This is a genomic window from Paracoccus onubensis (genome assembly GCF_003591515.1).
GTDB lineage: Bacteria > Pseudomonadota > Alphaproteobacteria > Rhodobacterales > Rhodobacteraceae > Paracoccus > Paracoccus onubensis.
Window position 1 is genome coordinate 39,287 of sequence record NZ_QZCG01000009.1, and the last position, 20,934, is coordinate 60,220.

24 protein-coding genes are annotated in these 20,934 nt (G+C 54.7%); 16 read left to right on the forward strand and 8 right to left on the reverse strand.

Annotation, left to right across the window (positions count from 1 at the left end):
- The first annotated feature begins 9 nt into the window (after positions 1 to 9).
- The 5 genes from D3P04_RS13555 (at position 10) to D3P04_RS23130 (ending at position 6,024) form a co-directional block, all read left to right on the forward strand.
- A complete protein-coding gene (locus tag D3P04_RS13555; protein WP_182912855.1) occupies positions 10 to 369 on the forward strand; it encodes a hypothetical protein in 360 nt (119 codons plus the stop codon).
- On the forward strand, positions 369 to 2,390 hold the full coding sequence (locus D3P04_RS13560; protein WP_119749769.1) for a phage tail protein: 2,022 nt from the start codon (positions 369 to 371) through the stop codon (positions 2,388 to 2,390). Before D3P04_RS13555 ends, D3P04_RS13560 begins: the two co-directional genes overlap by 1 nt.
- Positions 2,391 to 2,451: 61 nt before the next feature.
- Positions 2,452 to 5,190: an SGNH/GDSL hydrolase family protein gene (locus D3P04_RS13565; RefSeq protein ID WP_119749771.1), complete on the forward strand. Its 2,739-nt coding sequence runs from the start codon at positions 2,452 to 2,454 to the stop codon at positions 5,188 to 5,190.
- 284 nt (positions 5,191 to 5,474) lie between these two features.
- Positions 5,475 to 5,759: a hypothetical protein gene (locus tag D3P04_RS13570; RefSeq protein WP_119749773.1), complete on the forward strand. Its 285-nt coding sequence runs from the start codon at positions 5,475 to 5,477 to the stop codon at positions 5,757 to 5,759.
- The gene (locus tag D3P04_RS23130) at positions 5,743 to 6,024 is read left to right on the forward strand and encodes a hypothetical protein (RefSeq protein ID WP_147391938.1); all 282 of its coding nucleotides are present in this window, start codon (positions 5,743 to 5,745) and stop codon (positions 6,022 to 6,024) included. The genes D3P04_RS13570 and D3P04_RS23130 overlap by 17 nt, the downstream gene beginning before the upstream one ends.
- 109 nt (positions 6,025 to 6,133) lie before the next feature.
- On the opposite strand, the gene D3P04_RS13580 is transcribed toward D3P04_RS23130, so the two are convergent.
- Complete coding sequence (locus tag D3P04_RS13580) at positions 6,134 to 6,334, reverse strand: CsbD family protein (protein ID WP_119749777.1); 201 nt, start codon at positions 6,332 to 6,334, stop codon at positions 6,134 to 6,136.
- A 214-nt stretch (positions 6,335 to 6,548) separates the two neighbouring features.
- Between D3P04_RS13580 and D3P04_RS13585 the strand changes: the two genes are divergently transcribed.
- The 10 genes from D3P04_RS13585 to D3P04_RS13620 all read left to right on the forward strand — a co-directional run bounded on the left by D3P04_RS13585 (position 6,549) and on the right by D3P04_RS13620 (position 11,715).
- Complete coding sequence (locus D3P04_RS13585) at positions 6,549 to 7,085, forward strand: lysozyme (protein WP_119749779.1); 537 nt, start codon at positions 6,549 to 6,551, stop codon at positions 7,083 to 7,085.
- Positions 7,086 to 7,088: 3 nt separating this feature from the next.
- Positions 7,089 to 7,499 carry a hypothetical protein gene (locus tag D3P04_RS13590; protein WP_232845005.1) on the forward strand — a complete coding sequence of 137 codons (411 nt, stop codon included), beginning with the start codon at positions 7,089 to 7,091 and terminating at the stop codon, positions 7,497 to 7,499.
- 186 nt (positions 7,500 to 7,685) lie between these two features.
- Complete coding sequence (locus D3P04_RS23135) at positions 7,686 to 8,432, forward strand: hypothetical protein (RefSeq protein WP_147391939.1); 747 nt, start codon at positions 7,686 to 7,688, stop codon at positions 8,430 to 8,432.
- A gap of 4 nt (positions 8,433 to 8,436) precedes the next feature.
- Complete coding sequence (locus tag D3P04_RS13595; protein ID WP_147391940.1) at positions 8,437 to 8,934, forward strand: hypothetical protein; 498 nt, start codon at positions 8,437 to 8,439, stop codon at positions 8,932 to 8,934.
- Positions 8,931 to 9,494: a hypothetical protein gene (locus D3P04_RS23140; RefSeq protein WP_182912856.1), complete on the forward strand. Its 564-nt coding sequence runs from the start codon at positions 8,931 to 8,933 to the stop codon at positions 9,492 to 9,494. The genes D3P04_RS13595 and D3P04_RS23140 overlap by 4 nt, the downstream gene beginning before the upstream one ends.
- A gap of 378 nt (positions 9,495 to 9,872) precedes the next feature.
- Entirely contained in the window at positions 9,873 to 10,214 is a 342-nt protein-coding gene (locus tag D3P04_RS13605) for a hypothetical protein (protein WP_147391942.1), read from the forward strand.
- A complete protein-coding gene (locus D3P04_RS13610; RefSeq protein ID WP_119749787.1) occupies positions 10,211 to 10,513 on the forward strand; it encodes a hypothetical protein in 303 nt (100 codons plus the stop codon). Before D3P04_RS13605 ends, D3P04_RS13610 begins: the two co-directional genes overlap by 4 nt.
- Before the next feature lie 65 nt (positions 10,514 to 10,578).
- Positions 10,579 to 10,827, forward strand: coding sequence for a hypothetical protein (locus D3P04_RS23145; protein ID WP_147391943.1), 249 nt, complete (start codon positions 10,579 to 10,581; stop codon positions 10,825 to 10,827).
- A gap of 3 nt (positions 10,828 to 10,830) precedes the next feature.
- A complete protein-coding gene (locus D3P04_RS13615) occupies positions 10,831 to 11,448 on the forward strand; it encodes an SOS response-associated peptidase (RefSeq protein WP_119749789.1) in 618 nt (205 codons plus the stop codon).
- 9 nt (positions 11,449 to 11,457) lie between these two features.
- On the forward strand, positions 11,458 to 11,715 hold the full coding sequence (locus tag D3P04_RS13620; protein ID WP_119749791.1) for a hypothetical protein: 258 nt from the start codon (positions 11,458 to 11,460) through the stop codon (positions 11,713 to 11,715).
- 529 nt (positions 11,716 to 12,244) lie between these two features.
- Here D3P04_RS13620 and D3P04_RS13625 read toward each other — a convergent pair.
- Positions 12,245 to 12,436 carry a hypothetical protein gene (locus tag D3P04_RS13625; protein ID WP_119749793.1) on the reverse strand — a complete coding sequence of 64 codons (192 nt, stop codon included), beginning with the start codon at positions 12,434 to 12,436 and terminating at the stop codon, positions 12,245 to 12,247.
- Between the two features lie 342 nt (positions 12,437 to 12,778).
- A complete protein-coding gene (locus tag D3P04_RS23150) occupies positions 12,779 to 13,591 on the reverse strand; it encodes a hypothetical protein (RefSeq protein ID WP_147391944.1) in 813 nt (270 codons plus the stop codon).
- Positions 13,592 to 14,161: 570 nt separating this feature from the next.
- On the opposite strand from D3P04_RS23150, the gene D3P04_RS23155 reads away from it, so the two are divergent.
- Positions 14,162 to 15,739, forward strand: coding sequence for a hypothetical protein (locus tag D3P04_RS23155; RefSeq protein WP_147391945.1), 1,578 nt, complete (start codon positions 14,162 to 14,164; stop codon positions 15,737 to 15,739).
- 416 nt (positions 15,740 to 16,155) lie between these two features.
- Here the strand turns inward: D3P04_RS23155 and D3P04_RS13635 are convergent, their stop codons facing one another.
- The 5 genes from D3P04_RS13635 to D3P04_RS13655 all read right to left on the reverse strand — a co-directional run bounded on the left by D3P04_RS13635 (position 16,156) and on the right by D3P04_RS13655 (position 20,826).
- Entirely contained in the window at positions 16,156 to 17,196 is a 1,041-nt protein-coding gene (locus tag D3P04_RS13635) for an ABC transporter substrate-binding protein (RefSeq protein ID WP_119749797.1), read from the reverse strand.
- Between the two features lie 39 nt (positions 17,197 to 17,235).
- Positions 17,236 to 18,033: an ABC transporter ATP-binding protein gene (locus tag D3P04_RS13640; RefSeq protein ID WP_119749799.1), complete on the reverse strand. Its 798-nt coding sequence runs from the start codon at positions 18,031 to 18,033 to the stop codon at positions 17,236 to 17,238.
- 18 nt (positions 18,034 to 18,051) lie between these two features.
- Positions 18,052 to 18,837 (reverse strand): ABC transporter permease, encoded by a 786-nt coding sequence (locus tag D3P04_RS13645; protein ID WP_119749801.1) that lies wholly within the window; start codon positions 18,835 to 18,837, stop codon positions 18,052 to 18,054.
- A 1-nt stretch (position 18,838) separates the two neighbouring features.
- Positions 18,839 to 19,618, reverse strand: coding sequence for an ABC transporter permease (locus D3P04_RS13650; protein ID WP_220475337.1), 780 nt, complete (start codon positions 19,616 to 19,618; stop codon positions 18,839 to 18,841).
- A gap of 191 nt (positions 19,619 to 19,809) precedes the next feature.
- On the reverse strand, positions 19,810 to 20,826 hold the full coding sequence (locus tag D3P04_RS13655) for a LacI family DNA-binding transcriptional regulator (protein ID WP_232845006.1): 1,017 nt from the start codon (positions 20,824 to 20,826) through the stop codon (positions 19,810 to 19,812).
- Positions 20,827 to 20,934: the final 108 nt, after the last annotated feature.

The window sequence follows — 20,934 nt, forward strand, 5'->3', positions numbered from 1 at the left end:
ACCGATATATTGCGCGTGGTGGATATGATTGAGGCGTTGACCGTCGCCGTGAACGGTCCTGTGGCCGTCAACCGGGCGCATACCGCCAAGACTGTCGCAGCACTCATCAGCAGCCCTGATGGTGCTGTCTGGGTATCGGAGGGCGGATTTATCGCGGGTGTCATCCGTTGCACGGTCATCAGCCCGGAGCCAATCGCAACGGAACTCGGCTGGTATGCGTCCGATGGTTCGGGCCTCCGCCTGCTGAAAGCCTTCGAAAAATGGGCGACGGATAAGGGTGCGCGATTGATCCAGATGTCAACCGGTGCGGAAGGGATCGACTTGTCACGGCTCGGCTATCGCCTGGCGGAAAGAGCCTGGGTAAAATAATGGCGGTATTCACGCTGATCACTGCATTCGTCCTTCCCGGCGCGGGCGCGTTCTCGCTCTTCGGCCTGTCGCCTGCGGTGACCAGTGCGATCTTCACCATCGGGCGCGGCGCGCTCTGGTCATTAGCTGGAGCCGCCCTGAACAGCCCGAGCATTCCGCGCCAACAGGTGCAGGCCACGATCAGCCAGACCGATGCCGCACGTTTACGGGCTTATGGCCGCAATCTTCTCGGCGGGCAGCGCGCGTTCTTCGAGGCCAATAACGGGCAGTTGCACCAGATCGTCGTTGCGCATCATGGCCGGGTCAATGACCTGATCGGCTTCTGGGTCGATGGTGAGCCGGTGACGCTGGATACCGAAGATAAGGTGAACCGCTATACCGAGCTGTTCTTCCGGAACGGAAGCGGTTCTGGTGGCGATTATCAACGGGTGATCGACACCTTCCCCACACTCTGGACGGATGATCATCGCTTGCAGGGTCAGGCAACATTCTATGCTGTGTTCGGCGATCCTGCTGACGAGGATTTTCAGGAATTCTTCCCGAAGGGACCGCATACCAATGTTCAGGTTGAGATTAAGGGATCACTGGTCCCGAGCCTCGCCGGCCCGCTGACCTATTCCGAAAATGCCGGCCTCTGCATTCGCGATCTTCTGACCCACCCGGATGGCTGGAATATTCTTCCCGCGCGGTTATCCTCGGCCAGCTGGTCGGCATTCGTGAATCTATGCGATCAGGCCGTTCCCCTGGCGGCGGGCGGCAATGAGCCACGGTATCGGCTCTCCGGCTATTACAGCCTTGACGATCCGCTGAAGGATGTCACAGCCCGGATGCTCGCGACATGCGACGGGCAAATATACGAGACGGCAGAAGGCGAGATCGGTATCCTCGGCGGCGCATGGTCGGAACCAGATGTCACCATCACCGCCGAAGACATCCTGTCGGTCGAGATGCAGGACGGCTTTGATCCATTTACCGATTACAACACATTGGGTGGATCCTTCGTCAGCCCGGATCATGCATATCAACCAACACCAGTAAACGACATCGAGGATCTGGTTGCGCTGCTCACCCAGGAGCGGCGAGCAGATCAGCTGGATCTGGAAATGTGTCCATCAGGGTCACAGCTGCAACGCCTGATGGCAATCAAGTTCGCCAAGGACCGCCGTGACCAGGTCGGAAAAATTCGGACGAACCTGGTTGGCCTGAAGGCCCGCTTCCCGAAAGGTGACGGAATCCACACCATCCGCGTGCAGGCCCCGGAATTCGATCTCGATGCAGTCTTCGAGGTCACCTCGCACAGCTTCTCGATCCCGGACAGCTTCTGCGAAATCGGCATCGCCAGCATCGAGAATCCCTATCCCTGGACCACGGCAATGGAGAGGCCCATCCCTCCGAGTGTGAGCGAGATGAGCAAGCCGATCCACACGCCGCCCCCGCTGGAGGGCATCACGCTCACCCAGGAACTGACACAGCTTTCATCCGGTGTGACCGGGGTCAAGCTCGTGGCCCGCCTCAATGATCCGGGCCGGGATGATCTGGAACTGCGGGCACAGGTGGCTGAGGGAACTCCGCTACCGTCCGACAATTCCGCCGGCTGGTCGGAAATGCTTGTCGCCGGGTATCGCGCCGAAACCAGCATTCTGAATGATGGCCAGCAATATACCGTGCGCCTTCGCTGGAAAGGTCGGGGAAGCTGGATTTCGGCCGGCACCGTCACAGTCGTCGCCAATCCGACGCCCCCTGCCCCACCTTCAGAGTTTGGGGCGATGGTCACCGGCAGTGATGTGTATCTGGACTGGATCAACCCGGCCGCCGATTTCTACCGGACGCGCATCTACCGAAACACGGTGAATGATTTCGGAACGGCGGACCTGATCGCGGTGGTCGACGGGCTTGAAGGCCAGCCGGCCAACTATACCGATCAGGCGCTCGCGTCTGGCACGTATCATTACTGGGCCGTGACCCTGAATCCGTCATCCGTAAGCTCAGCGCCAGCCGGTCCGGAAGCCGTCACCGTCTGACATCTCGAAAAACAACCCGATAATCGCCCGCCTTTGTGCGGGCTTTTTGCTGTGAGGCCACATGTCCGTTGCACTGATCAATGAAGTTCTGCGAGATTTTGAGCGCTATACCGGTGATGGAAAGCCGAATGCGCCCATTGGCCATCCGCTGCCGATCGGCGATCCCCGCAGCGGCATCCACAACCCGGCCAAGTTTCGCCTGCGCGAGCTGCTGATCGCCATCCTGCAGGCTATGGGCGATCCCGACGCGCTTCAGGACATCCTCAACCAGTTGGGCGGTAAGGCCGATTTGAATCTGCTCAATGCGGAAATTTCTTCCCGTCAGGACGTTGATAATCAACTGGGCGTCATTCCTTTGTCGAACATCGCCGCGGTTGTTGCACCTGATGAAAGCTCCACGAAGATTACTGCTGAAATCCCCGAGAGTTTGGCGACCAAGGGCGTTTCGATAGGCGGTGGTGCAACTGTCCGTATTTTTCTGCCGGGCACCTTATCTGGCGCTTTGAGCCTTCAAACCGTGGGTGATGACGAACGCCCCTTGAGGACCGAGCAGAACGATCGCCAGCTGACCGCCGATGATGTCACCGCCGGATCGACCATCCTGCTCGATCGTCGTGGGGGAAACTGGTGCATCGTTTCGGGGGCAGTTGGAACGGAACAGAGGCCGGCGCTTTCGCAGGCCGGAATTATCCATCTGATCAATCAGGCTGCCACGGTGACGGATGGGAATACGCTGATCACTGCCGACATGGCAGGCGCTTCGCTGAGCGCGAAACTGACAGTCGGTGCAGGAACCAAGGCGCTGGTTGTCGTTCCCAATGATGCCGAGGGCGCTCTGTCGCTACAGGTCAACGGGTATACCCCCCTGCCGATCTACCTTGAGAAAAACACCGCACAGGCGACCGCAGATGATGTTGAGCTGGGGGCCGCGCTTCTTGTCCGTCAGCAGGCAGGGCGCTGGATCATTCAGTCCGGCGCGGTCGGAACAGCCACGATTGCAGGCCTGCGCAGCTCCATATCTCTGGTCGGCGCACCCGTCGACGGTTTCGAGAATGCCAACAAGGAAGGCTTTCTGACGATCGGGAACGGGCAGATTGCCAGTGCCTCGGCAAGCTGGACCTATACCGATTTCATCCCGGTCAGAGCGGGCCAGGTTGTCGAATATGTCGGCGGCATCAACCGCGATCAGGGCGCAGCCATCGCCTATTACGACTCCAATCAGGGTTACGTTGCAGACGGCTTGGTCGCCGATCCCGCCGGGTCCGGGCCGATCCAGAGCCTATCCGCTTCCGTTACCATCCCCGCAGGAGTGTCTTATCTGCGGGCAGCGACGATCAACACCGGGACATATAGACTGACCTATATCCCCTCCGGCTCGACCTCGCCGGAGGCGTTTGCAGAAAGCGTGATTTCCACCATGGAACATGCTGCCGGTGTTGAAAAAATTCGCCTGCAAACGGCCCTTAACGCATTGTTGAGCGGGTCAGCATTGCCGTCGAGGCTCACGAATTTGCCCGGTATCGGTGACAGCTTTACAGTTGGCGCGAACGCTTCTCCGGCGTCTAACCGGTTCCTGAATCGCGTTGCTTCCGCACTGGGAGCGACGGTCACGAATTACGGCATTGGCGGCACGGTCCTGCAAAACAGCAATGGCTCAGGTGAGGTGCCGCTGAACAACAACGGCCGTGACCGTTTTCGCGGTCTCTTCACGGGCGGCAGCAAGAAAGACTTCGCGTTATTTGCCTATGGTTTCAATGATGCCCGCTACACCGTGGCCCCAAGTACCTTCAATGCCGCAGCTTATAAGAACGATTACCGGGAGGTTCTGGCCGGCTTGCTTTGCGACGGATACCGGCGCGATCAGATCCTTATCGTCGGGCCGCATTATATAACCGATATTGGTTTGAAAACCGGATCGGAGGGCTTCACTGGCCAGACCCGCGCAGGCTTCGAGGAATATGTGACCGCCGCGCGTGACGTGGCGGAGGAATTCGGCACCCTTTATTTCGACAGCTATGCGCACATGCGAGATTACATGCGCGATAACGGGTCTCCCTACGACATGTCCACATTTTCAGACAATGCCGTCTGGGATATAGGGGATGGTTCAGCGACGTATGTCGGGACGCTTACAACGGTGTCCAACAATCAGGGGGGCAATATATCACCCGTTCCGGAGGGCGAGTTGTGGATTTCAGCCGATATTCGCCGTCTCGGAGGAACGACCGGACGCGCGCGAATTCAAATCCGCTGGCTAAGCTCAGAGAACCCCGACACCGTAATTTCCACGACCAGTGGCGATTACATTACGCTTTCGGACACGTCTGTTCAAATATTCACCAATGAAGGGACATCTCCGGAAGGAGCGGAGTTCTATGACCTTATGCTCACGGTTGACGGTGCAAATACTGACGGACAGGTTCAGTTTTCGAACATAACTGTGGGTCAGGGCGTCATATCAGACGACAACATCCATCCGACCAATCTGGGGCACGAGGTAATCGCGACCGGAATTTTGCAGGAAACGTCCGTTCTTAATCAGCGATCGGGTCCAGTGATCACAGGGTGGAGCCCCTCGGGCAGTGACATGCTTCTGTCATGGGCGCCCGTAGCAGGTCCCGTGTCGTATGAGGTGGCGATTGTGGAGTTTGACAGCCTGGTCATTCCGGTCGCCGAAGCAGTGTCAGCTACGCAGCACAGGTTTTCCGCACCGCCGACAGGACGTCATATCGGAATGGTGCGAGCTGTATTCTCAGACGGGCCCGGACCATGGTCCGTTTCGAACCCGGCGGCGATTTAGTCTCGGACTCATCATCTGCATGATCATCCATGAGGCCCTTCGCCAGATCCTTCTGGATCTTCCGCCTTTCCCGCACCTCGCGCAAAGCGCGCTTATTCGCCAGCTTTTCAAGCGCGTCTTTGAATTCATCCATGGGTCATACCGATCCTAGCCATAGGCGACAATTCGCCCATGACTGCACGTTATGCAAGCGCATGTCGGCTAGTTCTTTGTGTCCGCAACTTAGCGACGTTTCATCAGCTCCGTCTCGCGCGGGGCTTTTTCATGCCTGAAAGGAACCGGCAATGCCGAGAATCGACGCCACTATCTCATTCGGTAACATCATATCGCTTGTCGGCACGATCCTTACTGCGATCGGAATGGCTTCCGCTCTATTCGTCTGGGGTGGCCGGTTGAGCGAGAGGGCAAGCAACTTCGATACCGAGTTGTTGCGCCTCCAGTCTACCGCCCAGTCGCATGAAACCAGAATCCGCACAGTCGAGCAGATGTCGGCTCGGCAGGATGAGCGACTGGTGTTGATCCTCGATGCGTTGCGAAAGATCGAGGCTCGGCTTGATCGAGGACAGTGAGCCATTCGCGCGACGTTCAATCGTCTCGAAGATCGCCCTGTTTCTATTCCTGCAGCCGCAGGAGCTCACGTTCGATCGCATCCAATCCTTCGGGATCGCCGGCACGCGCAGCTTTGATTGCAATGTGGATTCGTTCCCAAGACGGATGGTCGTCGGCAATCAGCCGGCCCTCCATATGCGCGACGGTCAAGGCGTGCGTGTAGACAACCCGGTAAGCCGGACGCCGGATCGCTTCGTCACGCATATCGCGCAGGCGTTTGTATAATCGAAGAATAGTCATGCTGGATAGATAGTGCGCTTAACACGCGGACCTAGCCCATGTTTGCCGGAGAAAGCTGAACTGGGGCGCGTTAAGGCCCCAGTAAATTAGCTTGTTATGACTTGTCGCGGAAAAAATCGTCGATATGGCGATCGGCGTCCTCTTTCGCCCAGCCATACTTTTCTTGCAGTTTCCCGGTCAACTTATCCCGATCTCCTGCAATCTGGTCGATCTCATCGTCGGTGAGATCGCCCCACTGCTGCTTCACAGAGCCCTTAAACTGCTGCCACTTACCTTGAATTATGTCCCAGTTCATCTCGCGTTACTCCTTTCAGTAATGCGGTTGATCAAACAGGACGCGCGTCCACTCTCTACATGTGCGCAATTGCAGAAGATCAACGCCGCATGCGCGTTCAGGTTCCCCTAAGAAATCGCGCGAAACTTGGCACAACACGGCTAAACCCTTGTCTTTACAATTCAATTCTTGCCCGAGAATTTAGGTTCTGGGCGGCTTTATCATGGAGAACAACATGCCTCAATTCCTGTCCGCGCTCTGGGCGTGGATTGCCTCGCTGTTTTCGTCCAAACGCAAAGCGGCGACCACAACCGGCGCTGCTGCCGTTCTCGCTGCCGCTGCCGCGTTCGTCGGCCCGTGGGAAGGCGAACGCACGGAAGCCTATCTCGATCGCGTTGCCAGCCCACCGGTCTGGACTGTCTGTTACGGCGAGACGCGGGGCGTCAAGCAGGGCGACCGCTACACTTCGGCCGAATGCAGCAAGATGCTGATGACCGCCTTGGCATCGTTTCGAGACGGGCTGACGAAATGCATCCCTGCCCTGCCCCAGCAACCCCAGGACGTTCAAGTCGCGCTGGTGTCCTGGTCTTACAATGTCGGCACCGGTGCTGCGTGCAACTCGACGCTGGCGAAGCGCGCCAATGCGGGCCAATGGCGCGATGCCTGCAATGAATTGCCACGCTGGAACAAGGCTGGCGGAAAAACCGTGCAGGGTCTCGTGAACCGCCGCGCTGCGGAACAGCGCATCTGTCTTGCAGCCATTGGAGGTTAAGTCATGAGCATCATCGACAGCATGCAGAACATTCTGCAACCAATCATCGTGGATTATGCCGTCTGGCTGATTCTGGCGGTGCTGGCGTGGTTTTTCCGTCGCCTGCCCGAGCGCTGGCGGATCGACATCGAGGCTAAGCACCGCGAAGCACTGCACTGGGCGCTGTATACCGGTGTCGGCCTGGTCATCGATAACTTGCAGCGTCACCCGTCGATCGCGGTGCCGGATCGTGCGGCCAGCGAGATTGTGGATTATGTCCGCCGGTCAGTTCCCGGCGCGATACGCAAGCTCGGCCCGTCGCAGAAGCAGCTGGAACAGATGGCACGCGCAAAGCTACAGGAACGGCTGGATGCGATCACCGGGCGGGATCGGCTGGCTGAGGCGTTAGAGCGTGCAGGGGCGATGCGGCAATAGCAGGATATTGTCTAAGTTCGTTGTGGCGGGTTGTCCTGGGCGGCGAGTGGTTATCTAAAGATGCCACATACTCCATTTGCTCAATGTCCGTTCCTGGACGGAACGCTGCGAAGGACAATAAGGCCTTGACATCCAGCAAGCCAAACCGATTTATCTGTTAGACACAGCAAACGACCGAGAGTGATTATGTTACCTTCATTAAACTTGCGCTTGGTCTGGTTCGTTCAGGGCACGCAGGCAGGCCAAGCACGAGAACTTTTTTCTGATCTCTTTGGCACGGAGCCTGATCGCTCCACACAGGTTAAAAACACGACTCCGCAGTCTCCGTTCTATGAAACTGCCGGCGGAACAATCGGAAATTTTGATGCTGAGGTGCAAAGGCAAGGGGCGCGAATCGATCTTGTAATTCAAAAGACTCTTGCCTCAAGCTCAAATCCATTTGGCGCTCCGCCATTAATGAACACCGAGGAGGCTATAAATTTCTTAACTGGCGTTGTAAACCAAGCTAAACGGCTGCCCGTTTCACGGCGCGTATCCTTAATTGTCGTCGTTAATTCGATAACAGAAACCCTTGATAAAGCAAAATCTAAATTTTGCGATTTCACAGGGTTTAAACTTGATCTAAGCAATACCTCAGATCATTTTTTTCAGATCAACCGTCGCTTTGAAGCACTTAACATGCAGATGAACAGGGTAATACAACTATCCGTTACTGAAGGACAAAGCATACAGTTTTCTATAGTTTCTGGAGCCCAAAGCGCCCAGAGCGTCAAAACGATCCCGTTACTCAGCATTACGTATGATTTTAACACTGTGCCCAATCCAAACGATGCGCCTTATTCTCTCGATCTTCAAAAACAGATAATATCTCGAATTGCAGATGAGCATATTCGTGCTATTTCCGCTGAGAATCTAGAATTTCTGAAAGGATAACGCGATGTTTTCATCAGCAGTTGTGAATAACCCAAATGGAACTGTAAATATATCAGAGAATTCAACGGATGGTAATATTCTTAGTACATATTGGCTTGCAGCGTCCGAGAACCCTAGTCCTGTAAGCAACTGGCGGAATCATGAGTATCATGAAATCGTTTCAGCACTTCAAAATATGTCTGAACTAGATTCCGAAGATGCTTTTCATGTAGGCAACGACGTGATGCAGCGAGCAATTGAAGTTATCAATCTCCTGAGGGATTTCGCTGATGTACCATATCCAAAAATTCTTCCAGAGGGGGAAGACAGCCTTTCCCTGACATGGAAACTCAATGATTTTAAACAGTTTTTAACAATTTATAACGATGAACTTGAGAGAACAATTTATAACGGCGTTACCGGAATTCGATGCATTGAACAGATCAGTGAAGGCTCCGAACTAAGCCTTCATGACGTAACGAAGATTTTTCCATTAAAAGTAAGGTCTCGTACTGCAGAATGAACTTTCCAACTGACAGATTCTGTAGGCTTGCAAACCACCCAAGCTGCTTGAAAGCAGATCGCTTTGATGAAGCTGCCCTTTTGACATTCTCGCCCCTGGACAACAGTTCTCGAGCTCTATCTCTCGCCGGTTGGGATGTATGCAAGGATGAAACTGGCGTTCACGATTATGGTTTATCTGTTTCCATACAGAAAAATGACAGATTAAAAGAAAGATATGGCCAAGAGCCCGATATAGATAAAAGAAGCTATTACCTTGGATTTTACGATATCTACGCCCGCCATATAAATTTTGACATTCTAGCAAACTCTCGTGGGGCCCTGCGTCATGCGCCTGAAGATGGCGACCACAGACACTTCCATATTGAACTGCACCCGACTGATGAGGCTCTCTCAGCACGGAAGCCCGAAAGGAAAGTTAAGGAAGATGAGCGGCTTTTGCGAACTGAGCTGATAAAATTACTTTCTGGACCTTCGCTCCTTCCACCGGATCATTGCTGCGCACATCAGAAAGAGTTGCAAAACGAGTTCATGCCGACACTTCCGCGACCGGAAGAATAAGTACACTTTCTTAATTGGCAGGTAGAGAGCGACGATAAACATCACTCACAAATCTGGCCTGTAATATTGGATCTCGCACCGATCGTGCATGATCAGGTTGTTGTAACGATGGAACTGCCGCCATTGCTCGATCGCTTTCTCACACCCCATTTCTGCCGCAAACTTCGTTAGCGCACTTGGCGAATGATCCGTGCCGGCAATCTCATAGAATCGGTCCCGGCGATATCGTCCGTGCCGGTTGCACATCTCGCATTTCACCTCAATCCATTTCATGCCGCCTCGCTCGTTGCGTCTCGAAACACCACTCGCGGACGCAATATTGACTCAAATGTTCCTCTTATGTTCTCATTGGGTCTTGATTCGTCAAGAGGTGTGAACATGGTCACATATACGGTTTTCAACATCGCCTCCTGCCCGGGCGAAGATGTTCTCGGCGGCCTGACGTTGCTCGGTGCGATCGGGCGCTTGATGCGGCTCTCCGGCTGCAACTGGTGGTGTAGCCGAGATAACGGCGGCGTCATGCGCATGGAGATATTCCCGGAGGCGGCAGTAGTCGGCGATGCCCTGTCATCAAAAAACCCAGATGACGATGCGGCCCGTGACGAAATATTCGGACGGATCGCGAATGGCCGAGTCGTCTTGCCGTCTACTTATGTCATCGTGCCGGACACACAATTTCAGCGAGGGCCCTACCTTCGCCGGACGGAGGCAGCGGCATGAGACGCTCCACGCCACAGAAGAAAATCGACGATCGCGCGTTCCCCGTCCGCGTTATCGTCGCCCTTCCCGAAATCGGGAAGCACAGGCCACTCGATGAAATGTATCAATGGCTGGACCAGAACATCGGCAGAGGCGACTACGCTTGGCATTCCGCCGGCGGGCACACCATATTCAACGATCGCGAGGCCTTTTATTTCCGTGATCCTGCCCCGGCTGTTGATTTTCTTGCCGCGTTCCCCGAACTAAAACTGGCGGACGGCACCATATCTCCAAGCTATACTTCTCCACACCGAAGCTAATGCCCGCCGTCCCGTCCTCCAACAAGTTCCGAAATCGCATGGTCTATCACTGTGCGGCGGACAGGATGCTGATGACCGTGTATTGCGGCGGTTGCCGCCGACGCGTGCACTACTGGGCGTCCGACCTGGTGAAGGTTCTCGACCGGTTCCACGAAGCGCACGATCCACCGTGGCCCTGTTCCCGATGTCGAAGCCGGGAATATCTCGCCATGACCTGGCATGTGCCCTCTGCGGCCGAACTGGCGAGCGGATTGACTGTGCGCCGCCCAGTCAAGAAGATCGAGAAATGGATCTGGCGCAACGAGAGGGCGTGAAGCATGTGCAATCTCTACAGCAATACGACCTCGCAGGAACTGGCCCGGAAAGTATTCGATCGGATTGACGATCGCGCCGGCAATGTTCAGCCCGGCGAGGTCTATCCGGATCAGCTCGGGGCAATCATCCGGCACGATGGCGACGGCTTCGAGCTGGTCAAAGCGCGATGGGGCATGCCTTCACCGATATTCGCCCTGAAAACTGCCCGTGATCCGGGCGTCACCAATGTCCGCAACCTATCATCTGGCCATTGGCGGCGCTGGCTCGGCAAAGAGCATCGCTGCCTGGTGCCGCTGACCAGTTTCGCGGAACCGCGCGGCAAGGGGAAAGGCAATCAGTGGTTTTCCCATGCAGATGACAAGCCAATGTTCTTCGCCGGCATCGAGGTCCGAGACTGGACATCCGTTCGCAAGGTAAAGGAAGGCGAGACTACAGATGATCTCTATGCTTTTCTGACCTGCGAACCGAATGCCGAGGTCAAGGCGGTTCACCCAAAGGCAATGCCGGTCATCCTGACCGAACAAGAAGAATGGGACAGTTGGATGGGCGGCATATCGGCCGCCGAGCTTCAGAGGCCGCTACCAGATGGATCTCTGAAGCTGATTGAAAACCCCGTTTAGGAGGTCGTAATGGCAGACAAAGACAGAGAGTTGATCATCGAGGTCTGCGCCAGCGGCACTGAACCCGCAGAATGGCTGGTGTCAGGTCCGAAATATGAAGGCGAGGAAATTACTGGCGGCGACGTCATCCGCAGCACCCGCGAAGCTGCCATTGATGAGGCCAGGCATCGTGCGACATGGGTGAAGAAACAGCCGGTCCGCATCGAAGTTGCGGCCGGGGATGGCCACGACGCGGAAGAGTGGGTGGAAGACACCGCATCTTCGTAGGTAATCTTACGGATAGGAGCGCCAGCGCAGACCGGCTATTTGTGGCCGCGTTAACTACTCTCTTTGATGTAGGCATAGCAGTTCAAAGTAAGCCCGCGCTCACCCTCATGTAGCGCGGGCTATTTTTTGCTCAATGCTACGTAGGTAATCTTACGGATTGGATCACGCAGGCGGACCCGATATCTTCCCTGTATTAGGCACTCACAATTACGATTAAGCCCGCGCACCGTAACCAGCGCGGGCTTTTTTTGCGCTCTGTCAGTCGCAGCCGCCACTATCTCCACCGCCGTCATTTCCTGCGTCGCCTCCTACCCAGTGATGACCATCGTGGGATGATCTGCCGCCGCCATCTACGCTGCCGCCTCCACTACCCTTTCTGACCAGCACCCAAGCTAAAACGACAATCGCTACGTATCCTGCAACACTAAGCATAAACAAACCTCCTCGTTAATTCCTGTCTAACACGGATCATGCGCGACAAAAGCGCCTTTTCGGCCGTAGATCGCTGCAGCAAGCGGCGCGGGCTTTGTCACGGACCGATCTCCTTCTCCAGCTTCTCCAACGCCTCGATCGTCGCGTCATAGACGCCCTTCGCCTTCGAGAACTTGGCCCGCTGACCGCGGTAAAAGGCCAGCTGCTTAGGCAGTTCTTCGATCGGAAATGTTCCTGACCAGTACCGTCCGGTCAGGGTGAATGTCTTGTCGTCGTGAGTCGCTTTCATGGGGCGGTAATGGCAAGAATGCCGAGCGTAGGCAAATCGAATCTTGAGTTTACAATCGACCCCGCAAGTCATTGAAAAATATAACGAGGGGAACAAATGATTTTACAAGATAGCGCGTTGAAAACACGGAAATACAGTAGACCCCTACGGGCTGCCACTTTCTCTCGTTAAGCCATTGATACGCATGGACTAATCCTTCTACTTGCCCAACTTTTCGGAAAAGTTTGGACAATCTCCCGAGTTTCTCAAAGCCACTGTCTGCCAATTTCGAGCGGTTGGCCCTAACCGGCCCATCCAAATCGGCGTATGCACTGGGCATTTTCTTGCTGGATTGTCAAGTATTTACGCAATCCTCGTTGAAGGCCTAATAATACCGTAGCTCGAATCTATATCCATTACGTCTTCTCTGTAGCGATCATCCATGAAAGATATTTCGTCCTTACTATACGGAGAAAATTTTGGATATATCTCTCCCGCAGGGAATTTTTTCGCCAGTCGCCTTGTCAAAATTGCCCTTTCTTTTGGATCGAGGAACTCAGTACAAGCCTTAAGTGCCACAAATGCAGCATGACTCAAAGATGCCCTGGCAGTATTCGTCTTTATCTGACCCATCTCAGCAATGGATTGATTAGCAATCATCTTTATGTAGAAACTTTCATTGCCTCTAAAATCTTCATAATCCCAAACTCTTATCTTGAAATTTGGCAAGGCTGCTGCAATCTCACCCAGGTAGTCATTCCATGTGCGTTGGGGGAAATTAACTTCAAATGAGCTAGTCGATACTTTACGCAAATTTCCCTCAATCCAGCAAGATGGAAAGAATTCAGAATACCTCCTGATACACACATGAACTCTTCCCGAAAAGTTTCTAAATATTTTCAAATTATTATGAGCTCTAGGATATAGGTTCAGTCCACCCAGCGCCGCGCCGGATAAATTCTCTTCCGATATGACAACATGATTATTCTTAAATATATAATCCGGTAGTTTCGATATTTTTTTTCGACCTATCTCTCTCCCAAGTCCCGATCTGAATTCTTGCATGGGAATGTATAGCGTTCCCGGGCGGAATTTTGACATCCTTAAAATATTCTGAATATAAGTTGTTGCCGTTTTATGAGCGCCAATGTGCAAATCAAATTCGGTTACAGTCAAAGTTCTCTCCCCCTTTTTTCGAATCACCCATTAGCTTTTATTGACCTACAAACGGTATAATTCTTGCGTTCTGTGCGCCATGTCAGGAGCGTGAACCGCATATATCATGTGTGTTAGCTGTTCTTGATCTTAGAAGATAGTATGTTTCAGTGTCTTGGTCAAATTCGTCAATCCGAAACCTGAAAATCGCTCGGGGGGACGTGGTCGCGATTGCACCTATGGAAAGGGGCTTGGCCACCTCGTTTTCGAAGGATTCTTACTCCCCAGCACAACCCAACGCCGACTAAATCAAAAAACATCGCCCCACCTCGCCTCGAGTGGGTTTTTCTTATACCTGAATCGGAGGTCCAATGCGCGCGAGGAAACACAAACGTTCTGCTCCATCATCGCAGCAATCGCCGGCACAGGCATTTGGCTCATTCGCCTGAAGAGCAAAGTGAGCGGCAACATCAGGAATATCAATCGAATGGAACAGCGGATTGATTGACTCCACGGATAATTTCAAATAGATTCAAAAATCGAAACGGCAAGTGATGCACAGAGGTATTTTTTTCATTAGGGCTCCATGTAATGATTATCGCATCTGCCAGTGAAATTCATTCGGTTAGCAACACTGTATTGGGGGAAGCGCATTCTGAGCTATACTCGATTTTTGGCCCAGAGGGATTTGAGAATTTCTCTGAAAATCACTCAATAAGAGAATTTAATCCGATATACGGTAGGTTTGCTGTAATTGAAAGGAAGGGAAATAGAACCACCATATCCACAGATCACTTCGGATTATTTCGATTATTCGTTTACCTTCATGGAGACCATTGGGCTCTATCAGATAGTATCTCTGACTTGGCAGCGTTTGCAAACTCCTGCAATCTTCCTCTCACACCCTACCTACCATCTGCATATTCCTTCATGATCCAGAAAGGTGTTGGACAACAGCTTTCATCTTTCAGAACACCAATCTCGGAAATCAGCTTAGTACCTCACTGGAATAATGTAGTTATTACGGAATCAAAAATTGGATTCGCAAGGAAACCCGACCTGCGCTGGTCACCGGATTTACATGAATCGAACTACGCTGCCGGAAAGTTTTTCGCGTCTCTTATGAACTCATACCTTGACGCGGGGATGAAACCAGTAATGCGGATGAGCGCAGGGCTTGATTCAAGATGCACCCTGGCATCAATCCTTTCTTTAAAGAACATAGATAAGCTAAGCGCAGTTCAACTGTTCACAAGCAGGCAGCCCCAATTTTCCCATGAGCACGATATCGTAATGTGTATGTTGGAAAAATTACCGTTTGGTGGCACTACTGATTTGCAAGCCATTGAGTATCCAAGCATTGAGGATTGGAAAAATCTCTACCTCGGCGGCCAATCTCAAATTGCTGCTTTTCCAAAATACGGTCCACCATTGCCCGTCTTCACGGGCGCATGCGGCGAATTAGCTCGAGAATTCTATTCTTGGGATAACTCAACGAGTAATATTACCCGACACCCATATATTCCGCGCGATATATGGAAGGAAATTATCAATGATATTGATTTATCTCTTTCTTCGTTTGACGGTCAATGCAAACAAATTCTCACTGTAGAAAACAAGCACTATCAGACATTCAGAAACCGTTTTCACTTTGGCAGAGAAGCATCTGAATCTGTCATGAATTTCCCTCCGTTAGTTTACTCTTTACTTTCAAATGGATCCGGGCGAGGTAATAACCTGCCAATACATCGGTTGCTCTTTGAGCTCGGTGGTGAAGATATACTCAGGCATCCGTTTGATGACGATTCCAAGTGCTTTAATGGTAAAATTCCAGTTGATTGGCAAAGAATCCGCATTCCCGAATCTGATCTGTACACAAGAAAAATTTTCGCGCCTGATATTGGAAAAGAGGGCGTATTCTCGGGCGGGATGATTGATGAGAAAATTCGAAATGTGCGCGCCAGTCGGAAAAAATTTATTACCGAAAGTTTTATTTTTGAAATAGAAGCGGCTATTGACTCAATCGGCAAGCATGGGCTACTGCCACCAAATATGCTAAAAGCATCTCGAAACGAGCTTCAACGGCTGAAGGAAAAAGCTGAATCCCCTAATCCTGGGCTATATCCTGCTATCGCCGCTGTGCTTTCGTTAAATATGATAGCGAATTGAAGCAGACCTCCAGCTCTCTGTGAAGCACAGGCGAAAGCAGGTCTATCGTGCAATACGTATGATTGCTGTGTTCGTATTGCTGCGACATTAAGCATCAAAACTCATCCTTTTGAACCTCCCCGGGTTTACCGGAGAGTAAAGCTCTCAAATGGTAAGCCACATGACGGAGACGAAACACACCCGAGTTATACGGCCGAGTTCCGCGCGCGCAGGGCGTCCGGCTTTTCCAAGAACATCGTTCCGATCACAGCAGCGTCAATGCCGCCTACCGGGCAATTGCCTCGAAGCTGGGCCGTTCGTCTTTCAGCCTGCGGGACTGCTGCCGGGGTTGAACCGATCAGCGGGCCTGTCGGATTTCCTTGATCTGACGATGGCAGCCCGCAGATCGGCCATCGTCAGAACTTCAGCGCGGCACGTCAATCGGCATTGACGAAAGCGGCCAGTTCCTGATTATCTGCCACAGCCTGCATATAGCCGGGCTCGATATAGGTTTCAGCCTCGGGCGCTTGTGGGATAGTGCCGACACTGGTCATGAATTCGGCGATCTGCGTCATCCAGCCGTCGACCTGAGACGCGCCTCCGTCGCGCGCCATCATCGCGACCTGTTCTTCCAGCGTGAAAGTTGGTCGCAGTTCGAATTCGGCGCTGGCTCCCTCGTCCGAAATCTCGACACCGCCTTCGGAATAGAAATCGACCAGCAGCTCCTGCGCCTCTTCCGGGTTCGCCTTGATCCAGCGGATGCTTTTCAGATAGACGGCGAGAAATTTCTGAACCGTCTCGGGATTCTGCTCGGCATAGTCTGAACGCGCCACCAGCGCGCCCGGCACCACCGCATCGGCATCCGCGCCCGAACACAGATAGTCGTAACCAGCGCGTTCCTGCAGCGTATAGGTATTCGGTGCCCAGACCCCGGCGAAACGACCATTGCCGCTGATCACCGCCGAGATGATCTGCGCCTGCGCCAGATTGACGAACTCCACGCCTGACGGATCGACGCCCCATTTTTCAAGGCAGGCGCGTGCGGTGTAATCAGCGGTCGAGTTAGTGGTCAACAGCAGGCTGTCGATCATTGAAGGATCGGCTTTGATCGCCTCGATCTCGTCCTTGGCGGCCATGATCGCATTGGTCCGTGATTCGTCATTGGTCAGTCCGATGGTGGTCAGCCCGTACCGCGCCGCCCCAAGGATTGCCGGGACCGAACCGGTGCCGCCGACATCCCAATCCTGCGCCTGTGCAGCTGCGATCTGCGGCGCGCCCGCAGGGAAGGTGACGAATTCGGGTTCCAACCCGACCCCGGCCCACCAGTCATTTTCGGTCGCGATATAGAATGGCAGCGCCCAGTACAGCGAGGGCTGATAGCTGATGCGGATCGTTTCCGCATTCGCCGTCCCTGCCGTCACCACACCCCCTGCCACCGCGACGCACAGCGCAAGACCCGTCGAAATTCTGGTTTTCATTTATTCCTCCCAGGAATGGCATTCGTTTGGTTTTGTCCCTCAGGCGATTTCCATCGCCTTTTCCTGACGCAGGCTGCGCCAGATCTGGGTGCGGAGATGGACGAAGCTTTCCAGATCCATCACATCCTCGATCTTTTCATGCTCGTCCCAGCGTTCAGCCTCGCGGACCGAGCGGATATCGAGGATCTCCTTTATCCGGCCCGGCTGACGCGCCATGACAGCCACGCGATCCGCCAGATACACAGCCTCTTCCACCGCATGGGTAATAAACATGACCGTGCGCGGGTTGCGGCGCGCAAGGCGCACCAATTCCTCTTGCATGACGACGCGGGTCTGCGCATCCAGAGCGCCGAAAGGTTCGTCCATCAGCAACACATCGGGATCAAGCACATAGGCCCGCGCGATCGAGACCCGCTGCTGCATCCCACCCGACAGCTGATGCGGAAAGGCATCGGCATAGCTGGTCAGGTTCATCAGCGCCAGAATACGCTCGATCCGGTCGTCACGCTCGGCCCGTGCAATGCCGTTATTGCGCAAGCCCAGCTCGATATTGCCGCGGACGGTTTTCCACGGCATCAGCGCGAATTGCTGAAACACCACCGCACGATCCGGGCCCGGGCTGGTTACCCTGACGTCATCGACGCTGACCGTGCCGGATGTCGGCTGATCGAACCCCGCGACAAAGCGCAGGCAGGTGGTCTTGCCGCAGCCCGAGGGGCCGACCACCGCCATGAATTCCTTGTCGGCGATATCCAGATGGACGCCTTTCAGCGCCTCGACGCTGCCCTGCTTGCCGCCATAGACACGGCCGACATTGTCAAAGCGGATCGCTCCCATTCGTCCATTCCTTTCAGATTATGTTGCAAGGCCACGGCGGCGCAGGATTGCGGTTTCGGCACCGCGCAGAACAATATCGATGACCAGCCCGATGATGCCGATGCCGATCATTCCCGACATGACGGTCGTGGTCGAAACATTGCCCTGCCCCTGCACCATCATGTAGCCGATGCCCGTAGAGGCCACGATCAGTTCGGCCCCGACCAGCGATTGCCACCCTAGCCCGGCCGAGATACGCAACCCCGCAATGATCGACGGCACCGCCGAGGGAAGCAGCACCTCGGAAATCATGCGCAGATCCGGCGTGCCCAGCATGCGGGCGGCCTCGATCAGCCGGGGATCGACGAATTTCGCGCCGCGATAGGCGTTGATCAGACAGGGCGGAAACGCGCCGGCAAAGATGATCATGATCGGCCCGCCGATGCCGGTGCCGAACCACAGCGCGGCAAAGGGCACCCATGCGATCGGCGCGATGAAGCGGACGGCATCGAACAGCGGCGTTACGATGTCGTCCAGCAACCGGAACCAGCCCATCAGCAGGCCCAGCGGGACACCGATCAATACCGCCAGGCCGAAACCGCCCGCAAAGCGCAGCATGCTGGCCCAAAGATGATCAAGCAATGTTCCATCCGCGAAACGGTGGGACAACAGATGGATAAAGCGCCCGGCGACCTCAACGGGCGAGGGCAGGAACAGCCGTGGCACCAGCCCCGACAGGCTCAGCAGCGTCCAGAGCGCGAGGAAGCTGCACAATCCAATGGTCCCCAACAGGAAAGCGTTGTCGGTCTTGAGAATGCGCGTCATGTCAGTCCAAAGCCTTTGCAGCGGTGTTCCAGGCAAGTGCGTAGCGCTCTGCTATCCCCAGAGCGACCGTCATCAACCACCCGCACAAGGTCACAGCGATCATTCCGACAAGGATCATTCCGGGATAAAGATCCTGCTGCGCCGCGTTCAGGACCCGTCCCAGCCCCGTCATCGCACCGACCAGTTCGGCGGCGACCAGCGTGGTCCAGGACGCCTGCAAGGATAATCGCAGCCCGGTAAAGATCATCGGGCTGGCTCCCGGCAACAGGATCTCGCGCATGAAAGTCAGCATAGGTGTGCCCAGCATCTGCGCAGCCTCGATTAACGTCCGATCAAGGCTGCGCACCCCGGCATAGGCGTTGATCACAGAAGGCACGAAGGCCGCGAACCAGATCACCATGATCTTTGCCATATCGCCCAGTCCCAGCCACAGAATGGCAAGCGGAATCCATGCCAGCGGCGGGATCGGGCGAATGATCAGAAAAACCGGGTTGATCAGCGCCTCGGCCCTGCGGCTCCAGCCCATCAGCAGCCCCAGCGGCACCCCGGTGCAGACCGCCACCAGAAAGCCCAGCGTCACCAGCATGACCGACCGCAGAATATGCTCGGTCAGCACGCCGTTGGCATAGCCCTTGCCGGTGATCTGGACAAAAGCGAGCCATGTATCCGATGGCGACGGGAACCTGCCCGGCGAGATCACCTGCGTCACCGAAGTCAGCAGAAACCAAAGAGCAAGCACCGCAAATATGGTCGCGCTTCCGATCACCGTCTTCCGTGACATTCCGATCCTCCCCATCTATGTAAGCGGTTACATAGATGGAAATGACAGTCAATCTTTTTTCAACGGAGCGGCATCGCAACGCGCAAGCTGATCTACAATTGAGCGGATTTCAAAAAATTAATTATATAAATCAATAAATTATGTGCGGGACCCAATTGTGATTGTGCCAGATACGGCAATATGCCGCCGGATCATGCGTTCCTGCACGAAGGAGGCGGCGCATGGGTTCCCCGCGCGACGATTTTCGTCGGCAAAAGAATGCTCTGCCCCGATTTTCCATCGATCAGTTGCTGCAGCAATGCGGCGGCCTCTTGCCCCATCCGCTTATGCGGCACCCGCACTGTCGTCAGTTCGGGAAAAGTGATCGAAGCAATGTCGATATCGTCAAATCCGGTAATGGTGACATCTTCGGGAACCCGCAGTCCCATGCGATGGGCGGCCCGCAATGCCCCGGCCGCCAGAACGTCGTTACCGCAGACGACCGCCGTAACCGCCCGATCCGCCATCAACTCGGCAAAGGCTTTCGCGCCGTTTTCCAGCCCATAGGGAACTTCGGCCACGCCCCGAAACGACAGGCCTTTCTCTGCCAGCAGCGCACGGGCGCCCTCCAACCGGTTCCGGGCCCGGTCATTCCCTGCGGTCAGCCCCGAGAGCATCGAGATATTGCGATGGCCAAGATCCAAAACCAGACGCACCATCGCGACAATACCCGCGACATTGTCGAACCCCGCATAGGGATGCGCATCACCACAGGCCCAGGCAAGCACATAGGGAACTTTGCGAATCGCCAGCCATTCGTAAATCGCCGGATCGCGGTCGAAACCCACCAGCAGCAGCCCGTCCGCCCCGCGCGCGACCAATGCCTCGATCTGTTCCCTTTCGCGCTGCGGATCATAGCCATAGGACGCGACCAGCAATGCAAACTTCCCTTCCGGCAGCGCATGTTCGAATGCGTCGATACCATGCGCAAAAACCGCATTTTCCAGCGTCGGCACCACCGCACCGATGATTCCGGTCCGCCGCGACGCCAAGGCCCGCGCGCCGAAATTGGGCGAATAATTCAGTGTGCGAATCGCCTCCATGACCTTTTTTCGAGTGGCGGGCAGAACCCGGTCGGGGTCGTTCAGACAACGCGAAACGGTCGCTGTGGATACCCCTGCAAGCGCCGCCACATCGTCCACCGTCGCATGCATCGCCCTGTCGCTCACAGCCCGCCCCCGTCCATCCCGCAACGTGGCAGGCAGTTTCGCAGCCTGCGCGGAATTTGACCAGAACCGATCACGAGGGGGTTGCAACAATCGCATGAAAGCGCTTAC

Bases quoted from the DNA above. Each gene is read 5' to 3' on its own strand.
- D3P04_RS13560 (WP_119749769.1), top strand. From the start codon at position 369: ATGGCGGTATTCACGCTGATCACTGCATTCGTCCTTCCCGGCGCGGGC.
- D3P04_RS13565 (WP_119749771.1), top strand. From the start codon at position 2,452: ATGTCCGTTGCACTGATCAATGAAGTTCTGCGAGATTTTGAGCGCTAT.
- D3P04_RS13570 (WP_119749773.1), top strand. From the start codon at position 5,475: ATGCCGAGAATCGACGCCACTATCTCATTCGGTAACATCATATCGCTT.
- D3P04_RS13580 (WP_119749777.1), bottom strand. From the start codon at position 6,334: ATGAACTGGGACATAATTCAAGGTAAGTGGCAGCAGTTTAAGGGCTCT.
- D3P04_RS13585 (WP_119749779.1), top strand. From the start codon at position 6,549: ATGCCTCAATTCCTGTCCGCGCTCTGGGCGTGGATTGCCTCGCTGTTT.
- D3P04_RS13590 (WP_232845005.1), top strand. From the start codon at position 7,089: ATGAGCATCATCGACAGCATGCAGAACATTCTGCAACCAATCATCGTG.
- D3P04_RS23135 (WP_147391939.1), top strand. From the start codon at position 7,686: ATGTTACCTTCATTAAACTTGCGCTTGGTCTGGTTCGTTCAGGGCACG.
- D3P04_RS13595 (WP_147391940.1), top strand. From the start codon at position 8,437: ATGTTTTCATCAGCAGTTGTGAATAACCCAAATGGAACTGTAAATATA.
- D3P04_RS23140 (WP_182912856.1), top strand. From the start codon at position 8,931: ATGAACTTTCCAACTGACAGATTCTGTAGGCTTGCAAACCACCCAAGC.
- D3P04_RS13605 (WP_147391942.1), top strand. From the start codon at position 9,873: ATGGTCACATATACGGTTTTCAACATCGCCTCCTGCCCGGGCGAAGAT.
- D3P04_RS13610 (WP_119749787.1), top strand. From the start codon at position 10,211: ATGAGACGCTCCACGCCACAGAAGAAAATCGACGATCGCGCGTTCCCC.
- D3P04_RS23145 (WP_147391943.1), top strand. From the start codon at position 10,579: ATGCTGATGACCGTGTATTGCGGCGGTTGCCGCCGACGCGTGCACTAC.
- D3P04_RS13615 (WP_119749789.1), top strand. From the start codon at position 10,831: ATGTGCAATCTCTACAGCAATACGACCTCGCAGGAACTGGCCCGGAAA.
- D3P04_RS13620 (WP_119749791.1), top strand. From the start codon at position 11,458: ATGGCAGACAAAGACAGAGAGTTGATCATCGAGGTCTGCGCCAGCGGC.
- D3P04_RS13625 (WP_119749793.1), bottom strand. From the start codon at position 12,436: ATGAAAGCGACTCACGACGACAAGACATTCACCCTGACCGGACGGTAC.
- D3P04_RS23155 (WP_147391945.1), top strand. From the start codon at position 14,162: ATGATTATCGCATCTGCCAGTGAAATTCATTCGGTTAGCAACACTGTA.
- D3P04_RS13635 (WP_119749797.1), bottom strand. From the start codon at position 17,196: ATGAAAACCAGAATTTCGACGGGTCTTGCGCTGTGCGTCGCGGTGGCA.
- D3P04_RS13640 (WP_119749799.1), bottom strand. From the start codon at position 18,033: ATGGGAGCGATCCGCTTTGACAATGTCGGCCGTGTCTATGGCGGCAAG.
- D3P04_RS13645 (WP_119749801.1), bottom strand. From the start codon at position 18,837: ATGACGCGCATTCTCAAGACCGACAACGCTTTCCTGTTGGGGACCATT.
- D3P04_RS13650 (WP_220475337.1), bottom strand. From the start codon at position 19,618: ATGTCACGGAAGACGGTGATCGGAAGCGCGACCATATTTGCGGTGCTT.